This window comes from Microcoleus sp. Z1_A1, assembly GCF_036700305.1.
In the GTDB taxonomy this organism is placed as follows: Bacteria; Cyanobacteriota; Cyanobacteriia; order Cyanobacteriales; family Microcoleaceae; genus Microcoleus.
The window spans coordinates 115,234-132,163 of sequence record NZ_JAUBOR010000012.1 but is presented as its reverse complement, the minus strand read 5'-3'; the positions used below and the strand labels follow the sequence as shown (position 1 = coordinate 132,163).

The window sequence follows — 16,930 nt, the reverse complement described above, 5'->3', positions numbered from 1 at the left end:
TTTCTAAATCCCTCGTATTTAAGGGTTTTTAGAGTCACGAAGCTATCTCAAAAATCCCAACTATTTTGGCTCACTGCGCTGCAGCCACTCCTTATATTTTCGGGTTTCTGCTAGGGCTGGATTAATCCCAAACCAACGACCTTCTTGATCGCGGTATTCAAAGACAAACATACTTCGCAACAAAATTTGAGACTCTTCTTCGCCTGTTACACTTTGTCGGTTGACAACTTGAAACAGTAATTCCCATTCCATGTCATTGATGGCTCCCAAAAGGTCATCGCGATATTCTTGAATGACGCTTTCGAGGCATTCGCGAGAGAAGGGAGGGTCTTCGTGCTGCAAACAGCTATACAAAAGCATCAGTAGATTGCGAACATGACCGCCACTAATCCGACAAAGCCTGTCTAAAGTTTCGGGAGAGTCAAACACCTGGGAAATCAAATCAATGCGTTGATGGGGAGCAACTGCGGGGAAAGCTCTGGCTAATACTAGCTGGCGCAGCAGTGCCATTCCTTCGAGGTGGTCTTCGCCCGATCGCACTTGCACTGGTACCATGGGCATCACCTTGGGCTTGACTCCAAATCGACTGGCGAGGCGGCCGAAGTCGTTGGAAAAAATCAAAGTCAAGGGAATCGTGTAGACAACATGGCAATTAAGTTTTTTCAACTGTTCGCCCCGGTCTAAAAACAGGTATTCTGGCTGTGTGCGTCCGCTGGGTTTGAGGGAGGCGTCGAGGCGATCGAGGTTGTCAACGATGACTGCGAGCCCTTTTTTACCTTGCTGCTTGAGTTCGGCGTTAGCTTTGTTGAGGAGTTCTTCGTTGATCGACTGCAAGATGCTGTTGGTGCGGGGTTCGAGATATTGCCTGAGTTGCGATCGCAGTTTGGGAGAGTCTTTAGTTTTAGCAGTCACTCTAGCAATGCCTACAGATAACTCGGCTTCCGCTGACAAATCTATGGGAGTCTGCAAAAATTCTGCCACTTCTGCAAACAGATTGGTAAAATAGCTCGGTCTGAGTTTAATTTTAGCCGATTCCATAGTTTCGCTAACTTGGCGGGCAATGCTCAGCAAAATATCGCTGATATCTACATCCCCCATGTCTAAGTCTTGGGAAGACTCGAAGTAGACGACGCAAAAACCCTCTTGCTCTAACTCAGCTTTTAGTCGAAACAATTCCGTAGATTTGCCACACCCGATATGCCCTGTAAATAGCTGACAGGTTGGCTCATTGGGGGAGATGCGGGTAATGGTTCGCTGTAAAGATTCAATGATTTTGCCGCCACGCACGGAACCAAAATCAATGTAGTATTGATAATCCCCTGGGTCTCCCGCAACAAGGGTCTTGCTGGGGTTGCAGGCTTTATAGAATCTGTCTAATTCGAGTGCGATCACAATTGAAGCCGAATAAAAGTTAAAAAGTTAATCGAAAGTCTAAACTTTCTTTACTTGAGTTTAGTTTGATTTGTAACCTTTTGCCCTGTGGGGTAATGCCCTAAATACCCAAAGAACCTTGAGCTGGTAAGGGGTTTTCCCGGCGCTGGAATTGGGAATTTTTAATTAATAATTTTTTATTACTTAGCGGGATCAGTGATATTACTGATATTGCCCGGAGGATGGGTAAATTTGCGGATATCTGGTTAAATGGTAGGGGAAAACAGGGTTCGAGAGAGAAAGATTAAACAGTTTTGAATTTGTGCTAATCGTTAATTACTATATTGTCAAGAGGTAGATGGCTAGTTTTGGAGCGGTTTCTCAAACAGAGTTAGGGCGCAGGCGCCAAAAGTTGCGGCAGATCCGTCGCGCTCGATTGGCGGCTGTGGTGTGGCAAATGCTGGCAGCAAGCGCAATGGCTGGAGGTTTGTTGTGGTGGATTGCTCAGCCGGCTTGGTTGATTGCCCGATCGGAACAAGTGAAGGTGGAGGGCAATCAGTGGCTATCGGATAAGGCGGTGCGGTCTTTAGTGCCGCTGTCTTACCCGCAGTCGCTGTGGGGGATTCAACCGCAGGCCCTGGCCCAAAAGCTGGAGTCCACCGGGCCGATCGCCAAAGCGAAGGTGACTCGTAACTTGTTTCCACCGAGTTTGACTATAGAAGTGGCAGAACGCTTGCCCGTGGCGGTGGCGCAGCCGACGGCGGTGTTGAGATCGAACAGTGACAAGGAAAAAGTGGGGTGGCTGGACGCTCGCGGAGGTTGGATGCCGTCGGATAGTTATACTGCTGTACGATCGCACAATAGTTCGATCGGGCCCGGCAGCATTGCGGGACCTCCGCCTCAGCGTTCTTTGCCAACTTTAAAAGTCATCGGGCCTTTGGAACAGTATCGCGCGTCTTGGCCGAAGTTTTACCAAGGACTCAGCGCCTTGACGGTGAAAGTGTTTGAGATTAATTGGCAAAACCCGAACAACTTGATCTTGAAAACAGAGATCGGTACCGTACACTTAGGGCCGTACAGTTCCAAGACTGCGGAGCAACTTAAGGTCTTAGACCGAATGCGACAATTGCCAAAACAGATAGATTCAAGCCTCATAGCCTACATTGACTTAAAAAATCCTGCGGAGCCGATCGTCCATTTGCCACAACTCCCCGGCAGTTTGGAGTCGGACTTAATTGCTAAATAGTTTGCTAAACTTATCTAAAGTTGATTGTTGAGAGGAATTTCCATGTTTGCCGTCAAGCGAGCGCTCAAATTGAATAATAGGGAAGCAACCTTGATGGCAAAACACGCAGGATTCCGGCGTGTAGTATTTAACATGGGATTGAGCTTGCGAGTCCAAATGTACGGTGAGGGCAATTTTTCAGACTCAAAGGTCATCAACGAAGTCAAGAAAGTTCTCACCAACCACGTCAAGAAACAACCTGAATGCGCTTGGATGAACCAGTTGTCTTCTCGTGTTTACCAAAACGCTTTGATTGACTTGAAAGATGCGTTCAGTCGGTATCGCTTGGGAAAAGCCGATCATCCGAAATTTGCCAGCCGCCGGGATGGGCAATCATTCACGGTTGATTCGTCTAATGGAAAAGTTTTACTAACTGCTGGCAACACCATTAAGATTCCCACGCAGGGAACTTTTCGACTTCACGAGCCACTGGAATGCGGTTTTGTCTCTCAAACTTTTACCATTTCACAAGAAGGAAATCGCTGGTTCGTCTCTTTCTGTGTTGATGCGGAACTTTTACCAATTCAACAACCCGAAAGCTCTGTAGGGATTGACGTGGGTATTAAATATTTTGCTACCCTGTCAAACAGTCAAGTGTTTGATGCACCAAAGCCATTAAAGCAAGCGAAAACCAAGCTTGCACGGTTGCAGCGCAAGGCATCAAGACAAATAAAAGCCTCAAACAATCAGCGCAAAACTTACAACAAGCTCGGCAGACTTCACGCACGAATAGCTTGCATTCGCAAAGATTTCCTTCAAAAGTTAACGACTTATTTAGCTAAAACTTTCAAGTCAATCAATATAGAAGACTTGAACGTAAGCGGAATAATGGCAAATCACAAGTTGGCTGGGGCAATATCCGACTTAGGGTTTTACGAATTCAGGGGGCAGCTAAATTATAAGTGCAAAATGTATGGAGCGAATTTAGTGCTGGTAGATCGATGGTTCCCCAGTTCTAAGACTTGTGCGAATTGCGGGCATAAAAAAGATATGCCACTAAGCGTTCGGACTTATGATTGTCCTGCTTGTGGCTCCTCAATAGATCGCGATCTCAATGCCAGTTTAAATATTTTAAATTGGGAACCCAAGGCTATTGGGGGATAGCCTGCTTATCTTGGGATGGCCGACCACCCAACAGCGCAGGAAGTCAACTCCGAATTGCGGCTAAAGGTGGCTTTAGCAAAGTTTGGGTAAGTTTGACAAAGCAGAGTTCCACTCCCGCACCCACTCGCGCCCAGAATTGATCCTCTGTCAACAGAAGGTAGAAGGTATCGATCGATAGGCAGAATTTTTGCCCATCAGGATCGATAGGGCTTGAAATCAGCACAGTTTTTGGATAGCGCCCCGCGTCTGGGCCTAGTATCCATTTTTTTTCCTTCTGACGCAGCTTACAATTGCCTTAATCCGGTCAAGTACCTTGATGGCGTCAAGCGAGGTCTAGGCTAGCGAGGTCGGCCAAATCCGAGATTGCTAACATTAAGCATCGATCTGTGTTAGTTTTTCGCGCAACTTAGCCTATAGTTGATTGTGAATTGGCGTTTAGTTAACAAGCTCTAATCTACCATCCCCGACTCTAATGAAGCTTAATAATAGACAGGGGTCTGACCAAGACAGTCCCCCTTCGGAAGAAGTAAAAAATTTTCCGGTGGCAGCAGATTCCGCCAATCCCTTTAGACGCAAGTCTGGTTATGTAAATGTAGATAGTATTGATATCGATCCTATGGTCAATCCCAAAGACATAATGCCCAGCAGTGCCGCCAAAATCAAAGTAATTGGCGTCGGCGGTGGTGGGGGCAACGCCGTTAACCGGATGATTGCTAGCGAGGTTTCTGGTGTCGAGTTTTGGTGCGTGAATACAGATTCCCAAGCTCTGGTTCTCTCAAATGCTCCGAAACGCTTGCAAGTCGGACAGAAGTTGACGCGCGGTTTGGGCGCGGGGGGCAATCCGGCGATCGGTCAAAAGGCTGCGGAGGAATCCCGCGATGAAGTTGCTAATGCTCTGAATCATGCGGATTTGGTATTTATCACGGCCGGTATGGGCGGTGGTACGGGCACGGGCGCGGCTCCGATCGTGGCTGAGGTCGCTAAGGAAATGGGCGCCTTAACTGTGGGCATAGTAACGCGGCCTTTTACGTTTGAGGGACGGCGGCGCACCAGCCAAGCTGAGGAAGGAATCGCGGCTTTGCAAACTCGGGTGGATACGCTGATCGTAATTCCTAACGACAAGCTGCTGTCTGTGATTTCGGAACAAATGCCGGTACAAGAGGCTTTTCGAGTTGCTGACGATATCCTGCGCCAAGGGGTTCAGGGTATTTCTGACATTATTACTATTCCCGGTTTGGTGAATGTTGACTTTGCTGACGTGCGGGCAGTAATGGCGGATGCGGGTTCGGCTTTGATGGGCATTGGCGTGGGTTCTGGCAAGTCGCGGGCTAGGGAGGCGGCGATGCAGGCTATTTCTTCGCCTCTGCTGGAAGCTTCGTCTATTGAGGGCGCTAGAGGTGTGGTGTTTAACATCACTGGCGGTACTGACATGACGCTGCACGAGGTGAATGCGGCGGCTGAGACGATTTACGAGGTTGTCGATCCGAATGCCAATATTATTTTTGGAGCGGTGATTGACGAGCGGCTTCAGGGCGAAATTAAGATTACTGTGATCGCTACTGGTTTTTCGGGGGAAGTTGCGTCGCCTCCGCCTCCGGGGCGCACGCAAAATGTTAATGCTCCTTGGCGGGCTGCAACTGTTCCGGTGACTCCTGCTCAACAGACGCCCGATCCGAAAGCGAAACCGCCGCAGGATTTGGGATTGGATATTCCTGAGTTTTTGCGTAACCGTCGTCCGCCAAGATGATTTTAGATTTTAGATTTTAGATTTTAGATTGGGGATTTGGCGATTGGGGATTTGGCGATTGGGGATTTGGCGATTGGGGATTTGGCAATATTGAATCTCCAATCTCCCATCTAAAAAATCGAAAATATCGAGCATCTAAAATCTAAAATCTAAAAAATCTAAAATCTAAAATCTAAAATCTAAAATTTCCAGGGTTTGGCCTGGTTCGGGTTCGAGGAGTTGGGTGGAGAGGCCGGATTTTGCTAGTAAATCGCGAAATTCGGGGATGCTGCCGATCGATCGCACTAACATTGGTAAAATGCCTGTGGCTCGGATGTCTCCCGTCGCTGTAGGCAGAAAAAACCGAGGTTTGAGAGTTTGGGCGAGCTTGAGGGCTTCCGAAGGCCCGATGATGACTTGTCCGAGGAATGGGAAGATTTGACCGATGACTGGGGCGATCGCTACGTCTACTGTGTCTATTTTCTGTTTAACTTTGTCTAATGGCGGCAGGTGCGGTTCGTAATAAAGTGTCTCGCCGCTGCTTAAATCTTTGAGCAAATAGCCGTTTTCTTCTTGTCCGGGCCCGATTTCGGCTCCGGGTACGGCAGTAATTTGTAACTTTTCTTTAAAATTTAACTCTTGCCAATTTGCTAAAGATGTGATATTAGTGTAGCCTAAACTGCTGAGGACTTTGGCGGCGGTGGGTGAGGCGATCGCGGGAATTGTGCGATCGAGTTGTTGGAGTGTTTGTTTGTGACAGTGGTCGTCTAATCCTTGGGAAATTAGGATGAGGTCGATCGGCGGTAAGCTGCTGGGAGTGAAGGCGACGGGGGTGTTGTGGTAGGCGGTGAACAGCCAGGGTTGACCGTAAAATACGAGGGGATCGACCAGCCAGGGATCTACGAGGATGGTTTGACCGGCGATGTGGAATATCCAAGAGTTGAGGTCGATTCGGGTGATTTTCACGGTTGTTTGCAATAATTCTTTACAATTGGTTTAATCATAGCTAATTTTGTTTGGGAATTTTAAGCCCTTCGGAAGCACAGGCGGGACGCCCGTGCCACGGGGAACCCAGATATTATTGGGATGTGTCTGTGTTTATCGGCGGTTGAAAAAAGATGATTAAATCGAAGATTCCTGTGGCTTTGACTGTGGCGGGTTCTGATAGTGGCGGCGGGGCGGGGATTCAGGCGGATTTGCGGACTTTTGCGTTTCACTGTGTGCACGGTACAAGTGCTTTGACTTGCGTGACGGCTCAAAATACTTTGGGGGTGATGCGAGTTGATGCTTTGTCTGCGGAGGCTGTGGCCGCTCAAATTGAGGCGGTGGTTGGGGATATTGGGGTGCAGGCTGTGAAAACTGGGATGCTGCTGAATCGGGAAATTATGGTGGCGGTGGCTTCACAGGTGGAAGCTTTGCGAATAGGGAATTTGGTTGTCGATCCGGTGATGGTTTCACGATCGGGCGATCGATTGATTGATGACGGGGCGATCGCATTTTTGCGCGATGTTTTGATCCCAATGGCTGCTGTCGTGACTCCCAACCGGTTTGAGGCTCAGATTTTGAGCGGTTTGCAGATTGTTTCTCTAGACGATATGCGATCGGCGGCGCAGCAGATTTATCGTTTGGGTGCGAAAGCTGTTTTGGTGAAAGGCGGCGGGATGGCGGGAGATTTGCGGGGGATTGATGTTTGGTTTGATGGTACGCGCTTGGATGTGTTGAAGACTGAGAATGTTGATACTGGGAATACTCACGGGACTGGTTGTACTTTGAGTGCTGCGATCGCTGCTAATTTGGCTTTGGGGAAAGATTTGTTTACAGCGGTGACATTAGCTAAGAATTATGTTACTACTGCTCTCAAATATGCTTTGGATATTGGGGAAGGCCAAGGCCCAGTAGGTCATTTTTTCCCCCTGTTACAGAAGTAATAAGTTATTTGTTACTTGTTGGAGTCTGCTAATAATATCAAATCCACGATTCATCGAAATTATTCCTCTCTCTCTTCTCTTCCTCTGTGTTCTCTGCGTACTCTGCGGTTAAATCATTCCGATCCAACCGGAATTGATATAACCAATCACATGAGTGAACCGCCAACAGTCAAAAATCAGTTAATTTCTTAATTTTTCAGGCGAAAGAGCGATCGCCACCAAGTCTTCAATTTTCTTAATATTTGGATCGCCCGCCAAATAACCAATCCCTCGGTGCAAGTGCAGGCGAAACTGTTTCGCTAGAGTTTCTTTTTCTGTGCCTAAATTGTCTTGGTGACACCGCTGCTTGAGGGCCATTATCAGGATATCAGCCATATCGCCGCCGAAGACATCCCAGCTTAATTCGACGTTGCTGTCGCTGGGAATTGGTACTGGCGATGGGATGCTGGGCTCGGCGAGCGATCGGCAAAATCCCCACCTGCATAGAATATTCCACTGATCGATTTTTGTCGATCGTTTCAGTTTTGATAGTTGGTCTTTGCCTGTTTGGGAGAGGCGGATGCGATCGACTGGTGGTTCCATGAGTTTGAGATTTTTTGGTATATTGTAAACAGTGTTAATGTTGGGGAAGCAAAGCCTCTAGATAACCCGAAATAATTAACATTTTTTTACACGGCGCGACTTGATTAAATCGGTTTTTTTTGGTATTCTTATTTTAGTAGGATTTATCCTTAATAATGGGATGGTGGCAAAAATAAAATTTTCGCAACCATCCCATTATGATATATATACTACCGCAACTCCCCAGCAAAGTCAAGGGGGTTGCGGCTATTTTTTTGCGCGAATTTTTAGTCCCAGAAGTAACCAGTTTCGACGGTGGTTTGGTGTTTGGCGGAGTCGTATTTGAGGAGGTAGCTGTGGGCGATCGCCTCTAATTCTTGGAGTTTTTCGTATTCTACTTTTCTAATTTCCGTGTCGGTAGAAAGCAGGATGACTTGGTGGCTGGCTGAGGGAAAATAGCGTTCCACTAGGTTGTTTCTGTGGGAGGAGTCGAGGCGGCCCAAGGGTGTGTCGATCGCCACTGGCAATTGTCTCCCGGATACTCTAGCCAATCCCCACAAAAAGGCGATCGCCAGCAATTGTTTTTCCCCGGCAGAAAGTCGGTGTTTGGGTACCGGTTTGCCTTCTGGATCGTAAATGGAGAGGCTAAATGTTTGAGTGTCGATCGCAACTCTGTGCACGAGGTCAGTTTTGTGCAACAGGTAGCGGAAACAGTCGGTAATTTCTATTTCGAGTTTGTTGAGTTTTTTGAGGGTAAGTTTTTCTTTAAAGAGTTTCAGGGTGGCTTGGGCTTTGGCGATCGAAGCGATGACGTGTTGGCTGTTTCTGATGGTGATGAATTCGCTGCTGTAGTTTTCTAGTTCTTTTTGGTTTTTGGCTAATTCTCTCTCTAATTCATCGACGCGGCGGTTGGCTGATTCCAAGGCGGCGGATGCGATAGCGACTGCTTTTTGGGCTTTCCTGACTTCTTCTTCTAGTTTTTCGTAGGCTTCGGGGGAAGCTGCGGCTGCGAGTTCTCTGTCTGTGAAGTCAATTTCTGATTCGATGTTTTTGATTTCTTCTATTTGGTCGCGGGCTAGAATTTGCTGGGCTTTGATTTGGTAGCTAAGAAGGTTTTCTAGTTGCTGGATGCTGTTGTTGTCGGCATTCATCCAGGGCGGGGCATCTGTTCCGGCTTGCTGTTCGAGTTCTTGGTTTTCTTGGCGGATGAAGTCTTGAATTTTATCTAACTGTTGGGGATTTAACGAGATTTCCGCGATATAGTTTAGAAGGCGATCGCTTCTTTGTTTGATAAGATTTTGGGCAATCTTTGCTTGCTGCTGGCTGGCTTCTGTTTCGGCTTGAGTTTTTGCTTCGCTTAGCAAGGGCGAAATTAGGGCTAGTGGTAGCGTATTTGATGCCAATTCCATCATGGTTTGACGGGTTTTTTCGGCCTTATTTCGGTAGTCATTTAGCTTGCTGTCTAGCTGACTGCGATCGGCGGCAATTTTCCCGCCTTGATAAATAAATTTGTCTGATGCTTGTTTCTGATTTTTTTGAGCTTTATCTAATTCGTTTTTAAAGCTAGCTTGTTCTTGCTTAGCTAAGTCTATTTCATCGGTAATTTCCTTAAAAGTTTGTTCGATTTTCTCTAAAGCAGCCAAGTCTTTTTTGCCAGCAATTTCTTTCCGCTTGCGGCCGGCTAATATTTCTAAATCGACGGCGAGGCGTTCTGCTAATTCTAAACCTAAAAGAGATTTAATCGCCCCGACGACAAAATCTGGCGGTGTTTCGAGTTCGGCGAGTTCTTTTACTTGTTCGCCGTCAAACAGAAATAGGTTGGATATTCCGACGGGCAAAAGGGTTTCGATGTATTCGTCCCAGGTGTTAGTAATTGCTTTGTCCGACCACCAATCGCTGACAATCTCGCTGTAAATGAGAATGCTTAGGTTGTCTTTGATATCTAATTTTTTCCAGTATCTAACTATTTTAAATTGAGCTAATTTGTCATCTTGGACTTGTTCAAATGTTAGTTCGACGCGGGTATCTTCTAATGGGGGAGTGTGGCGGTTGACGCATTGATTGAGAAAGTCGCTGTAGCTTAAATTGCCTCTGGTGGAACATTGGGCGCGGCCACCGTAGAGGGCGAGGCGAATGCCGTCCATGAGGGTGGTTTTGCCGCCGCCATTCATGCCGCCAAATAAAATGACTGGGCAGGGATTTCCGTCTTTTTCGGGGCGGAGATTGATGGTTTGGGTGCCTGCATAGGGGCCGAAGTTTTTGAGGACGAGTTCGAGGAATTGCATTGTAGATGTTGTTGAGATGGGATGAAAGTTGGTGGGTGCGATCGGCGTGTCCGAGAGTTCGGGGTCGATCTGTGAGTCCCCCAGTACGACAGGGATTGAAATCCCTGTCTCATAGCTGAAGTCCTCTGAAGAGGACTGAAGTCCGGGCTCGTTTGATTTGGCATCCACAGTCGGTTTTAACCGACTTTCGCTCTCTCGACGGGGATTTCAATCCCCGGCGGGCTTGTGGGTAAGCCCGATCGACTCGATTGGTCGATCGGGGTCGATCTGTGAGTCCCCCAGTCCGACAGGGATTGAAATCCCTGTCTCATAGCTGAAGTCCTCTGAAGAGGACTGAAGTTTGTGACTGTTGAATCTGGGTTTTTAGTCGGTTTTAACCGACTTTCGCTCTCTCGACGGGGATTTCAATCACTCCTAGGATCTTTGGGTAAGCGCGATCGACTCGATTGGTCGATCGGGGTCGATCTGTGAGTCCGAGAGTCCGACAGGGATTGAAATCCCTGTCTCATAGCTGAAGTCCTCTGAAGAGGACTGAAGTTTGTGACTGTTGAATCTGGGTTTTTAGTCGGTTTTAACCGACTTTCGCTCTCTCGACGGGGATTTCAATCCCCGGCGGATCTTTGGGTAAGCCCGATCGCCCCCAAAGTCCGAATAGCTGCATAGTCCGCGAGTCTGAGAGTCGGCCAATGTTTTTCAATTAATTCTCTGCCGAATTCGGGTGCCACCGAGTGGGTGGATGGTCTTGATCCGTGATTTGTTCTAAATGGGAATTGGTGGTTTTTTGCAAGTGATGTTCCTTTTGATTTATCACATAAGCGACTGCTGAGTCTAGTTGTTTTTGTCCTAAAGAAAATACTCCGTATCCTTCTTGCCATGAAAATTTATTGGGATTTTGCAAAGTTTGATTGAGATAACGGCTGCTGCTACCTTTAATATTTTTAACGAATTCAGCGATCGATTGTGTCGGAGGAATGGAAACTATTAAGTGGATGTGATTTTCTGTGCCGCCGATCGCATGAAGGATGCAATTGAGGGTGTCTGCTTTGCCGATGATATAAGAGTAAAGTTCGGTTTCTTTTGCGGGAGATATGAGAGGCTGTCGCTCTTTTGTTGCCCAAACTAAATGATAGTACAGCCGCCACATTGCCATAAAGATTTTTCCTCCTAATTGTTTAGGTTAATTTATCATTTTGTGACCAAATCCGAGAGTGCGATCGGGGTCGATCGGCGAGTCCGACGATCCGAGAGTCCCCCAGTACGACAGGGATTGAAATCCCTGTCTCATAGCTGAAGTCCTCTTGAAGAGGACTGAAATGGGCGATCGTTTGATTTGGTTCTTCAGTCGGTTTTAACCGACTTTTGCTATGAGACGGGGATTTCAATCCCCGGCGGGCTTGTGGGTAAGCCCAATCTTGCAGAGGACAATCGGGGTCGAGAGTGCGATCGGGGTCGAGAGTGCGAGTCCCCCAGTACGACAGGGATTGAAATCCCTGTCTCATAGCTGAAGTCCTCTTAAAGAGGACTGAAATCGGCGATCGTTTGATTTGGTTCTTCAGTCGGTTTTAACCGACTTTTGCTATTAGACGGGGATTTCAATCCCCGGCGGGCTTGTGGGTAAGCCCGATCGACTTGCAGAGGACAATCGGGGTCGAGAGTGCGATCGCGGTCGATCAGCCATTCCCACGATCCGACAGTCCGACAGGGATTGAAATCCCTGTCTCATAGCTGAAGTCCTCTTAAAGAGGACTGAAATCGGCGATCGTTTGATTTGGTTCTTCAGTCGGTTTTAACCGACTTTTGCTATTAGACGGGGATTTCAATCCCCGGCGGGCTTGTGGGTAAGCCCGATCGACTTGCAGAGGACAATCGGGGTCGAGAGTGCGATCGCGGTCGATCGGCCATTCCCACGATCCGACAGTCCGACAGGGATTGAAATCCCTGTCTCATAGCGAAAGTCCTCTTAAAGAGGACTGAAATCGGCGATCGTTTGATTTGGTTCTTCAGTCGGTTTTAACCGACTTTTGCTATTAGACGGGGATTTCAATCCCCGGCGGGCTTGTGGGTAAGCCCGATCGCCCCAAAGTGCGATCAAAAGGACTGAAATCGGCGATCGTTTGATTTGGTTCTTCAGTCGGTTTTAACCGACTTTCGCTATTAGACGGGGATTTCAATCCCCGGCGGACTTGTGGGTAAGCCCGATCGCCCCAAAGCCCGATCGCCCCAAAGCCCGATCGCCCCAAAGCCCGATCGCCCCAAAGCCCGATCGCCCGATCGACATTATTGACCTAATCTTTGCTATTTTCCTCTCCTGAATTGGGCGGTGAAAATTTAATATCCGCCCAAGATAGCTGTCTGCTTTGATTGCTGTTGCTTTCGAGTTCTTCTTTAAGTTTGGCAATATCAACCGTCTCGTTTTTGGCGGAACTGTTGGTTTGGGCGATCGCATCTTTGAATTGCCGAATGTTTTCCGTCGGATTTGCTTTAATATCTTCCACCGCTTTTTTTAAATTGCGTTGATAGTGGGCGTTGCCAATCGCTTCTTCCTTCGATCGCGAACTGGTTTCAAAGCACTTGTCCAAATCGGCGTAAATGCCTGTACGGCGGGGCTTGGTGTAGTATTGGCGTTCTGTATCAAGGAGTTTTGCCATCAATTCGAGGTGCATTTTGTCCTCGCTGCAAATCTCCTCGATCGCAGTCCATTCATCGCTACCGAGGAGTTTTCTTTCAGCGGCGGGACGGGAATCTTCAAAAGGTTCGCCCGTGACTTCTTCGTAAATCCGGGGCAAAGAGTCGTCAAATTCATGCTTTTCTTCCAGCCAAATGCGGCGGATTTCGCTAAGTTCTTCTGGGGTAATTAAGGTGATGTCGCGCATTTCTAGGGGTGCGGTTTTGCGGATTTGGGTTTGTGCTTCCAAGACTCGTCTCAGCCAGTGTTCTCGCCAGAATTTGGTGTAGGGCCCTGGGATGGGTTCGACGGAGGTTGTGTCGTCGCCCATGTTGCGTTCAAACAGTTCTACTCTACCGTAGATGCGGCGGAAGTCTCTTTTTGGGCGATCGTCTTTTATGTCTAATTCGTTGCGAATATCGAGGAGAGGCTGCATCCATTCTTTTTCCTCATCGTTTAAAATCATTGCCTGCATAGATTTATCTTGGTCTACCATTGTACAAACCCAGCAGCCAAAGCGAGAATCTCCACAGCTAGGCGTAGAAGTATCAACGACTAGAGGGCATTCGTTATCTGCTGTCGCACCGCGATACATGGTAAACAAGTCTTTATTGTCACCTCCCCAAGGGTTAGGATACTGCATTAAATAAAGCCAAACTTCATCATCCCGCCAGTCTTCCACAGGAGTGTAAATTAGAGAGTTAATTAAACGAGAATTAGGACTTAAGCGCTCGCGCACTCTACCTGCTTCATGCCTTTTCATTGTTGCAGCGCGTTTGCTGCTTTCAGCCTTTCGAGTACCTAAAACAACAATAGTTTCACCGTGAGATCTAACCATTTCACGAATAAAATGATTGACAGGTTGAATTTTCATGCGATCGGTACACCAGCGAAATCCATTTCGAGGTGCTGGATAGCCTTTTCCCATTAAGCATACCCAGAATGTTTCTTGAACGGAAGGATGAAGCAGATGAGGTTCAACTGGCATTTTTTGCTGGTTAGCTGCTAGCTTAACCTGTTTAATGCAATTGCGAACCCAGGTAGAAATTATCGGATTTTCAACCAGCGTATCTGTTGTAATTAAATGAATTGTTTTTGTGCGCTTTTCCAGTGGAAGTGCTGCGATCGCATACCATATTAACTGCAATACTGCGCTCGAATCTTTTCCAAAAGATACACCTAAAATCCAGGGAATTTCATCGCTACAATACAAATCCTGAATTTCTTGAGTTAACTTTTCTACATCATCCACTAATTGCTTAACGCTGCGCGGTGGGAATAGTGGCATCTGCTGAGCTTGTGTCATTTTACCAATCTCCCCTTGCCAAGCAGCAACACTTGTGCTGTGAATTCCCCGCTGTGACGCAACATAATTGTTTGCCCTTGATCGTTGAGCTTTCAACGTAATAGTCTGCCTAACTACTATAACCCGTGATGATTTACAATTAAATATTAACCTTTAAATTAATTTACAAGCTATGGCTAATGACAGCTCGACTCAGCCAGAACTCAACCAGCGACTAGATGAATTTCTTGAGCCGTACTTCGCCAGATACCACCGTCAGAAGTGCTATCCGGGCTTAATTTTTGAGCATGGAAAGCGAAAAATGGTACAATTCAACGTGCCTGCTGATGACTTGCCTACTCTTCTCCAAGCAAGACCTTCTACCAATAACGAGCCTGAGTCTGGTAAAAACCGTCCAGAGATTAAGGGCCATGCTGAGGAAGTCAAGGAGTACATTCTCAAGCGCGTTAGAAAAGACCAACCCTGGATTGTGGGTACACTCACTGCCAATGTCGATCCAGAGAAGATTCAAATTATCGAACTAAGTCGGGGAATTTGTTTAGTAGTTATCCCTCGTGGCGTTAAGTTAGATATTACCGACGGACAGCACCGCAAGCGAGCGATTCACGAATTGATTGAGAGTGCTAACGGCGAGTTAATTGGAAATAATGATTTCCCAATTACGCTAGTTTTAGAAGGCAACTTTAATCAGTGTCAAAGAGACTTTAGAGATATGGCGCAAACAAAAGCGCTGGATAAATCTTTACTCTTGTCCTTTGGCGAAATGGAAGGTCGAATAGGTATTTGCAAACAGTTAATTGAACAAGTGCCAATTTTCAAGGGCAAGACAGAGAAAGTTAAAGGTTCTCCATCATCTAAAGAAAAGCGAATATATACAATGAATTATGTAGCAAAGGCTGTTAGTTGCGCTTTTGCTAACGATCCGAATAACGAACTCAAAGATTATGATTTATCAGAATGTTCGGCAGCTATAATTAGTTGCCTCAATCAATTTTTTACAGAATGCAGTCTAACTCAATACATTTATGAGACAGATGCGGATGATTTGACAGTCAATGAAATTGATAACTTTAAAGAAAGTTGTTTATTGGGGAGGAGTGTGGGAATAGAAATATTAGGAAAGTTACTCTACTGCACTTATGATGCTGATAGCTATTGCTTCGATCAAGAACAAGTATCAGAACTTGCTCAACTTGATTGGTCAAGAAAAAGCCACCTTTGGGAAGGAAATGTGGTTTTGTCGGACAATAGTCCAAATAATCTAGTTCGTAACTATAGAATAACAGCTAGTGTTAATGCTGTAAAAATGGCAGTAAATCAAGTAAAAGCCCACCTAGAATGGATTTAACTCATATTATCCACCTTCATTGTGGCACGGGCGTCCCGCCTGTGCTGCATCTGCGGTTTCCAAACCCAACCGATTTTTCAAATAATCAGTCATCCAACTAACACTCGCCCTCGACTTAGAAATCCCCCCTTTCAACAAAATCCCACCCTCCCAATCAGGATTAGAAATCGACCAATCAACCTGCTGCAAAAGGCTCAAACGTTCCTCCCAACTCTCAGGAAAAACCGACAGCAAAGCCGCCCCAACTTCCCCCAAACTCTCAAGCACAACACTGTGACAGTGCACGCAATCCCGGCGCATTTCCCCCGCCGCAACTTGCTTGTGCAGAACTAATTGCCAATCTGGAATAAAACTGCAAACCGCATTCCAATAACTAACCGCCCGTTGTATTTTTTGAGCAAGTTCTTCCTCTTTCTGTTCTTTTTTGGTGCGAGAACCAGAGGGTTTTGCCTGTTCGCTGCCGTGAATATTAGACAGCAAAGCCATGATAGCACGATCGATCGCACTCAGCGTAAACAATTTGTGCGATCGCCCGTTCAAACTCCCCCTCTCCATCTCAGTCAAACACCGGAAAACCTCAACCTGCTTAACAACCGCCTTCACCACAAAAGCGCGATCGTCCCGGTGGTTGTAAAGTAGACTTAGCGACGACTCCAAAGGAACTTGAAAATTGTTCAAATCAGCAAACATCTGCTGCGATTTTTCCAACCCAATATCGAGAAACAAAATCAGCGCCACCGTCTCATATCCCAACTGCGGATTTTCCCTCAAAGCCATCTCAAAAGCCGCCCGCCGATGCTGTCCGTCATTAATAGTAAACTTAGCATCCATCGGCACTCGCAAGCGACCGATTTTCCGTTCTTCTGCCTCATTTCCCACTGCTTCAAAAGTAATATCCGCATCAATCGAAGCAGCAATAGCCCCACAAGTATAATTTGTAGGATTCTTAACAAAATACTCAGCTATTTCGGGAATCCTAGCTTTGTTAAGCGCGCGTTTCGCCCGCAGAGACGGCGGCAAATCTTCAGATTCAAAGGGAAACAATTTCGGCAAAAAACGCACCGGACACATCGACACGTAATATTCGCGGCCCGCTTGAATTCCCCGAATTACCGGCAAAATGTATTCAAAGGAAGGAGTAGACATATGTTTTTGTTGTTGCAGGTGCGAAGTATGAAGAAATCAGGGGCAAGTGCCATCGTCAATTCACTCGCTTCCCCGATATTCCGCCGGGGGTTGAAACCCCCGTCTCATAGCGAAAGTCGGTTAAAACCGACTAAACATAAACCTCGAAATTGATTCATATTCAGTCCTCTTCAGAGGACTTTCGCTATGAGACAGGGGTTTCAAC

Annotated in this window: 15 protein-coding genes; 5 read left to right on the top strand and 10 right to left on the bottom strand. The window is 46.8% G+C overall.

Annotated features, from left to right (window positions below):
• Window positions 1–60: 60 nt before the first annotated feature.
• Window positions 61–1,392, bottom strand: a complete 1,332-nt coding sequence (locus QT973_RS10760) for a P-loop NTPase fold protein (RefSeq protein ID WP_333056118.1) — start codon at window positions 1,390–1,392, stop codon at window positions 61–63.
• A gap of 337 nt (window positions 1,393–1,729) precedes the next feature.
• Between QT973_RS10760 and QT973_RS10755 the strand changes: the two genes are divergently transcribed.
• From QT973_RS10755 to ftsZ, 3 genes are all read left to right on the top strand, one after another.
• Complete coding sequence (locus QT973_RS10755) at window positions 1,730–2,617, top strand: FtsQ-type POTRA domain-containing protein (protein WP_333056119.1); 888 nt, start codon at window positions 1,730–1,732, stop codon at window positions 2,615–2,617.
• Between the two features lie 42 nt (window positions 2,618–2,659).
• Window positions 2,660–3,760 carry a transposase gene (locus QT973_RS10750; protein WP_333056120.1) on the top strand — a complete coding sequence of 367 codons (1,101 nt, stop codon included), beginning with the start codon at window positions 2,660–2,662 and terminating at the stop codon, window positions 3,758–3,760.
• A 472-nt stretch (window positions 3,761–4,232) separates the two neighbouring features.
• Complete coding sequence (ftsZ, locus tag QT973_RS10745; protein WP_333056121.1) at window positions 4,233–5,507, top strand: cell division protein FtsZ; 1,275 nt, start codon at window positions 4,233–4,235, stop codon at window positions 5,505–5,507.
• A 165-nt stretch (window positions 5,508–5,672) separates the two neighbouring features.
• On the opposite strand, the gene QT973_RS10740 is transcribed toward ftsZ, so the two are convergent.
• Window positions 5,673–6,452, bottom strand: a complete 780-nt coding sequence (locus tag QT973_RS10740; protein ID WP_333056123.1) for an MBL fold metallo-hydrolase — start codon at window positions 6,450–6,452, stop codon at window positions 5,673–5,675.
• A gap of 152 nt (window positions 6,453–6,604) precedes the next feature.
• Between QT973_RS10740 and thiD the strand changes: the two genes are divergently transcribed.
• Entirely contained in the window at window positions 6,605–7,414 is an 810-nt protein-coding gene (thiD, locus tag QT973_RS10735; RefSeq protein WP_333056124.1) for a bifunctional hydroxymethylpyrimidine kinase/phosphomethylpyrimidine kinase, read from the top strand.
• Between the two features lie 180 nt (window positions 7,415–7,594).
• Here the strand turns inward: thiD and dndE are convergent, their stop codons facing one another.
• The 7 genes from dndE to dndC form a co-directional block, all read right to left on the bottom strand.
• On the bottom strand, window positions 7,595–7,996 hold the full coding sequence (dndE, locus tag QT973_RS10730; RefSeq protein ID WP_015179042.1) for a DNA sulfur modification protein DndE: 402 nt from the start codon (window positions 7,994–7,996) through the stop codon (window positions 7,595–7,597).
• Window positions 7,997–8,262: 266 nt separating this feature from the next.
• Complete coding sequence (dndD, locus tag QT973_RS10725; RefSeq protein WP_333269797.1) at window positions 8,263–10,260, bottom strand: DNA sulfur modification protein DndD; 1,998 nt, start codon at window positions 10,258–10,260, stop codon at window positions 8,263–8,265.
• Between the two features lie 697 nt (window positions 10,261–10,957).
• Complete coding sequence (tnpA, locus tag QT973_RS10720) at window positions 10,958–11,410, bottom strand: IS200/IS605 family transposase (protein ID WP_333056125.1); 453 nt, start codon at window positions 11,408–11,410, stop codon at window positions 10,958–10,960.
• A gap of 22 nt (window positions 11,411–11,432) precedes the next feature.
• Window positions 11,433–11,759 (bottom strand): hypothetical protein, encoded by a 327-nt coding sequence (locus QT973_RS10715; protein ID WP_333056126.1) that lies wholly within the window; start codon window positions 11,757–11,759, stop codon window positions 11,433–11,435.
• A 304-nt stretch (window positions 11,760–12,063) separates the two neighbouring features.
• Window positions 12,064–12,207, bottom strand: a complete 144-nt coding sequence (locus QT973_RS10710; protein WP_333261871.1) for a hypothetical protein — start codon at window positions 12,205–12,207, stop codon at window positions 12,064–12,066.
• Between the two features lie 80 nt (window positions 12,208–12,287).
• Window positions 12,288–12,500: a hypothetical protein gene (locus QT973_RS10705; RefSeq protein ID WP_333056127.1), complete on the bottom strand. Its 213-nt coding sequence runs from the start codon at window positions 12,498–12,500 to the stop codon at window positions 12,288–12,290.
• A gap of 45 nt (window positions 12,501–12,545) precedes the next feature.
• Window positions 12,546–14,231 carry a DNA phosphorothioation system sulfurtransferase DndC gene (gene dndC / locus QT973_RS10700; protein ID WP_333377853.1) on the bottom strand — a complete coding sequence of 562 codons (1,686 nt, stop codon included), beginning with the start codon at window positions 14,229–14,231 and terminating at the stop codon, window positions 12,546–12,548.
• Window positions 14,232–14,403: 172 nt separating this feature from the next.
• On the opposite strand from dndC, the gene QT973_RS10695 reads away from it, so the two are divergent.
• Complete coding sequence (locus QT973_RS10695) at window positions 14,404–15,579, top strand: DNA sulfur modification protein DndB (protein WP_333056128.1); 1,176 nt, start codon at window positions 14,404–14,406, stop codon at window positions 15,577–15,579.
• 6 nt (window positions 15,580–15,585) lie between these two features.
• Here QT973_RS10695 and dndB read toward each other — a convergent pair whose 3' ends face one another.
• Window positions 15,586–16,725 (bottom strand): DNA sulfur modification protein DndB, encoded by a 1,140-nt coding sequence (gene dndB, locus QT973_RS10690; RefSeq protein ID WP_333391303.1) that lies wholly within the window; start codon window positions 16,723–16,725, stop codon window positions 15,586–15,588.
• Between the last annotated feature and the right edge of the window lie 205 nt (window positions 16,726–16,930).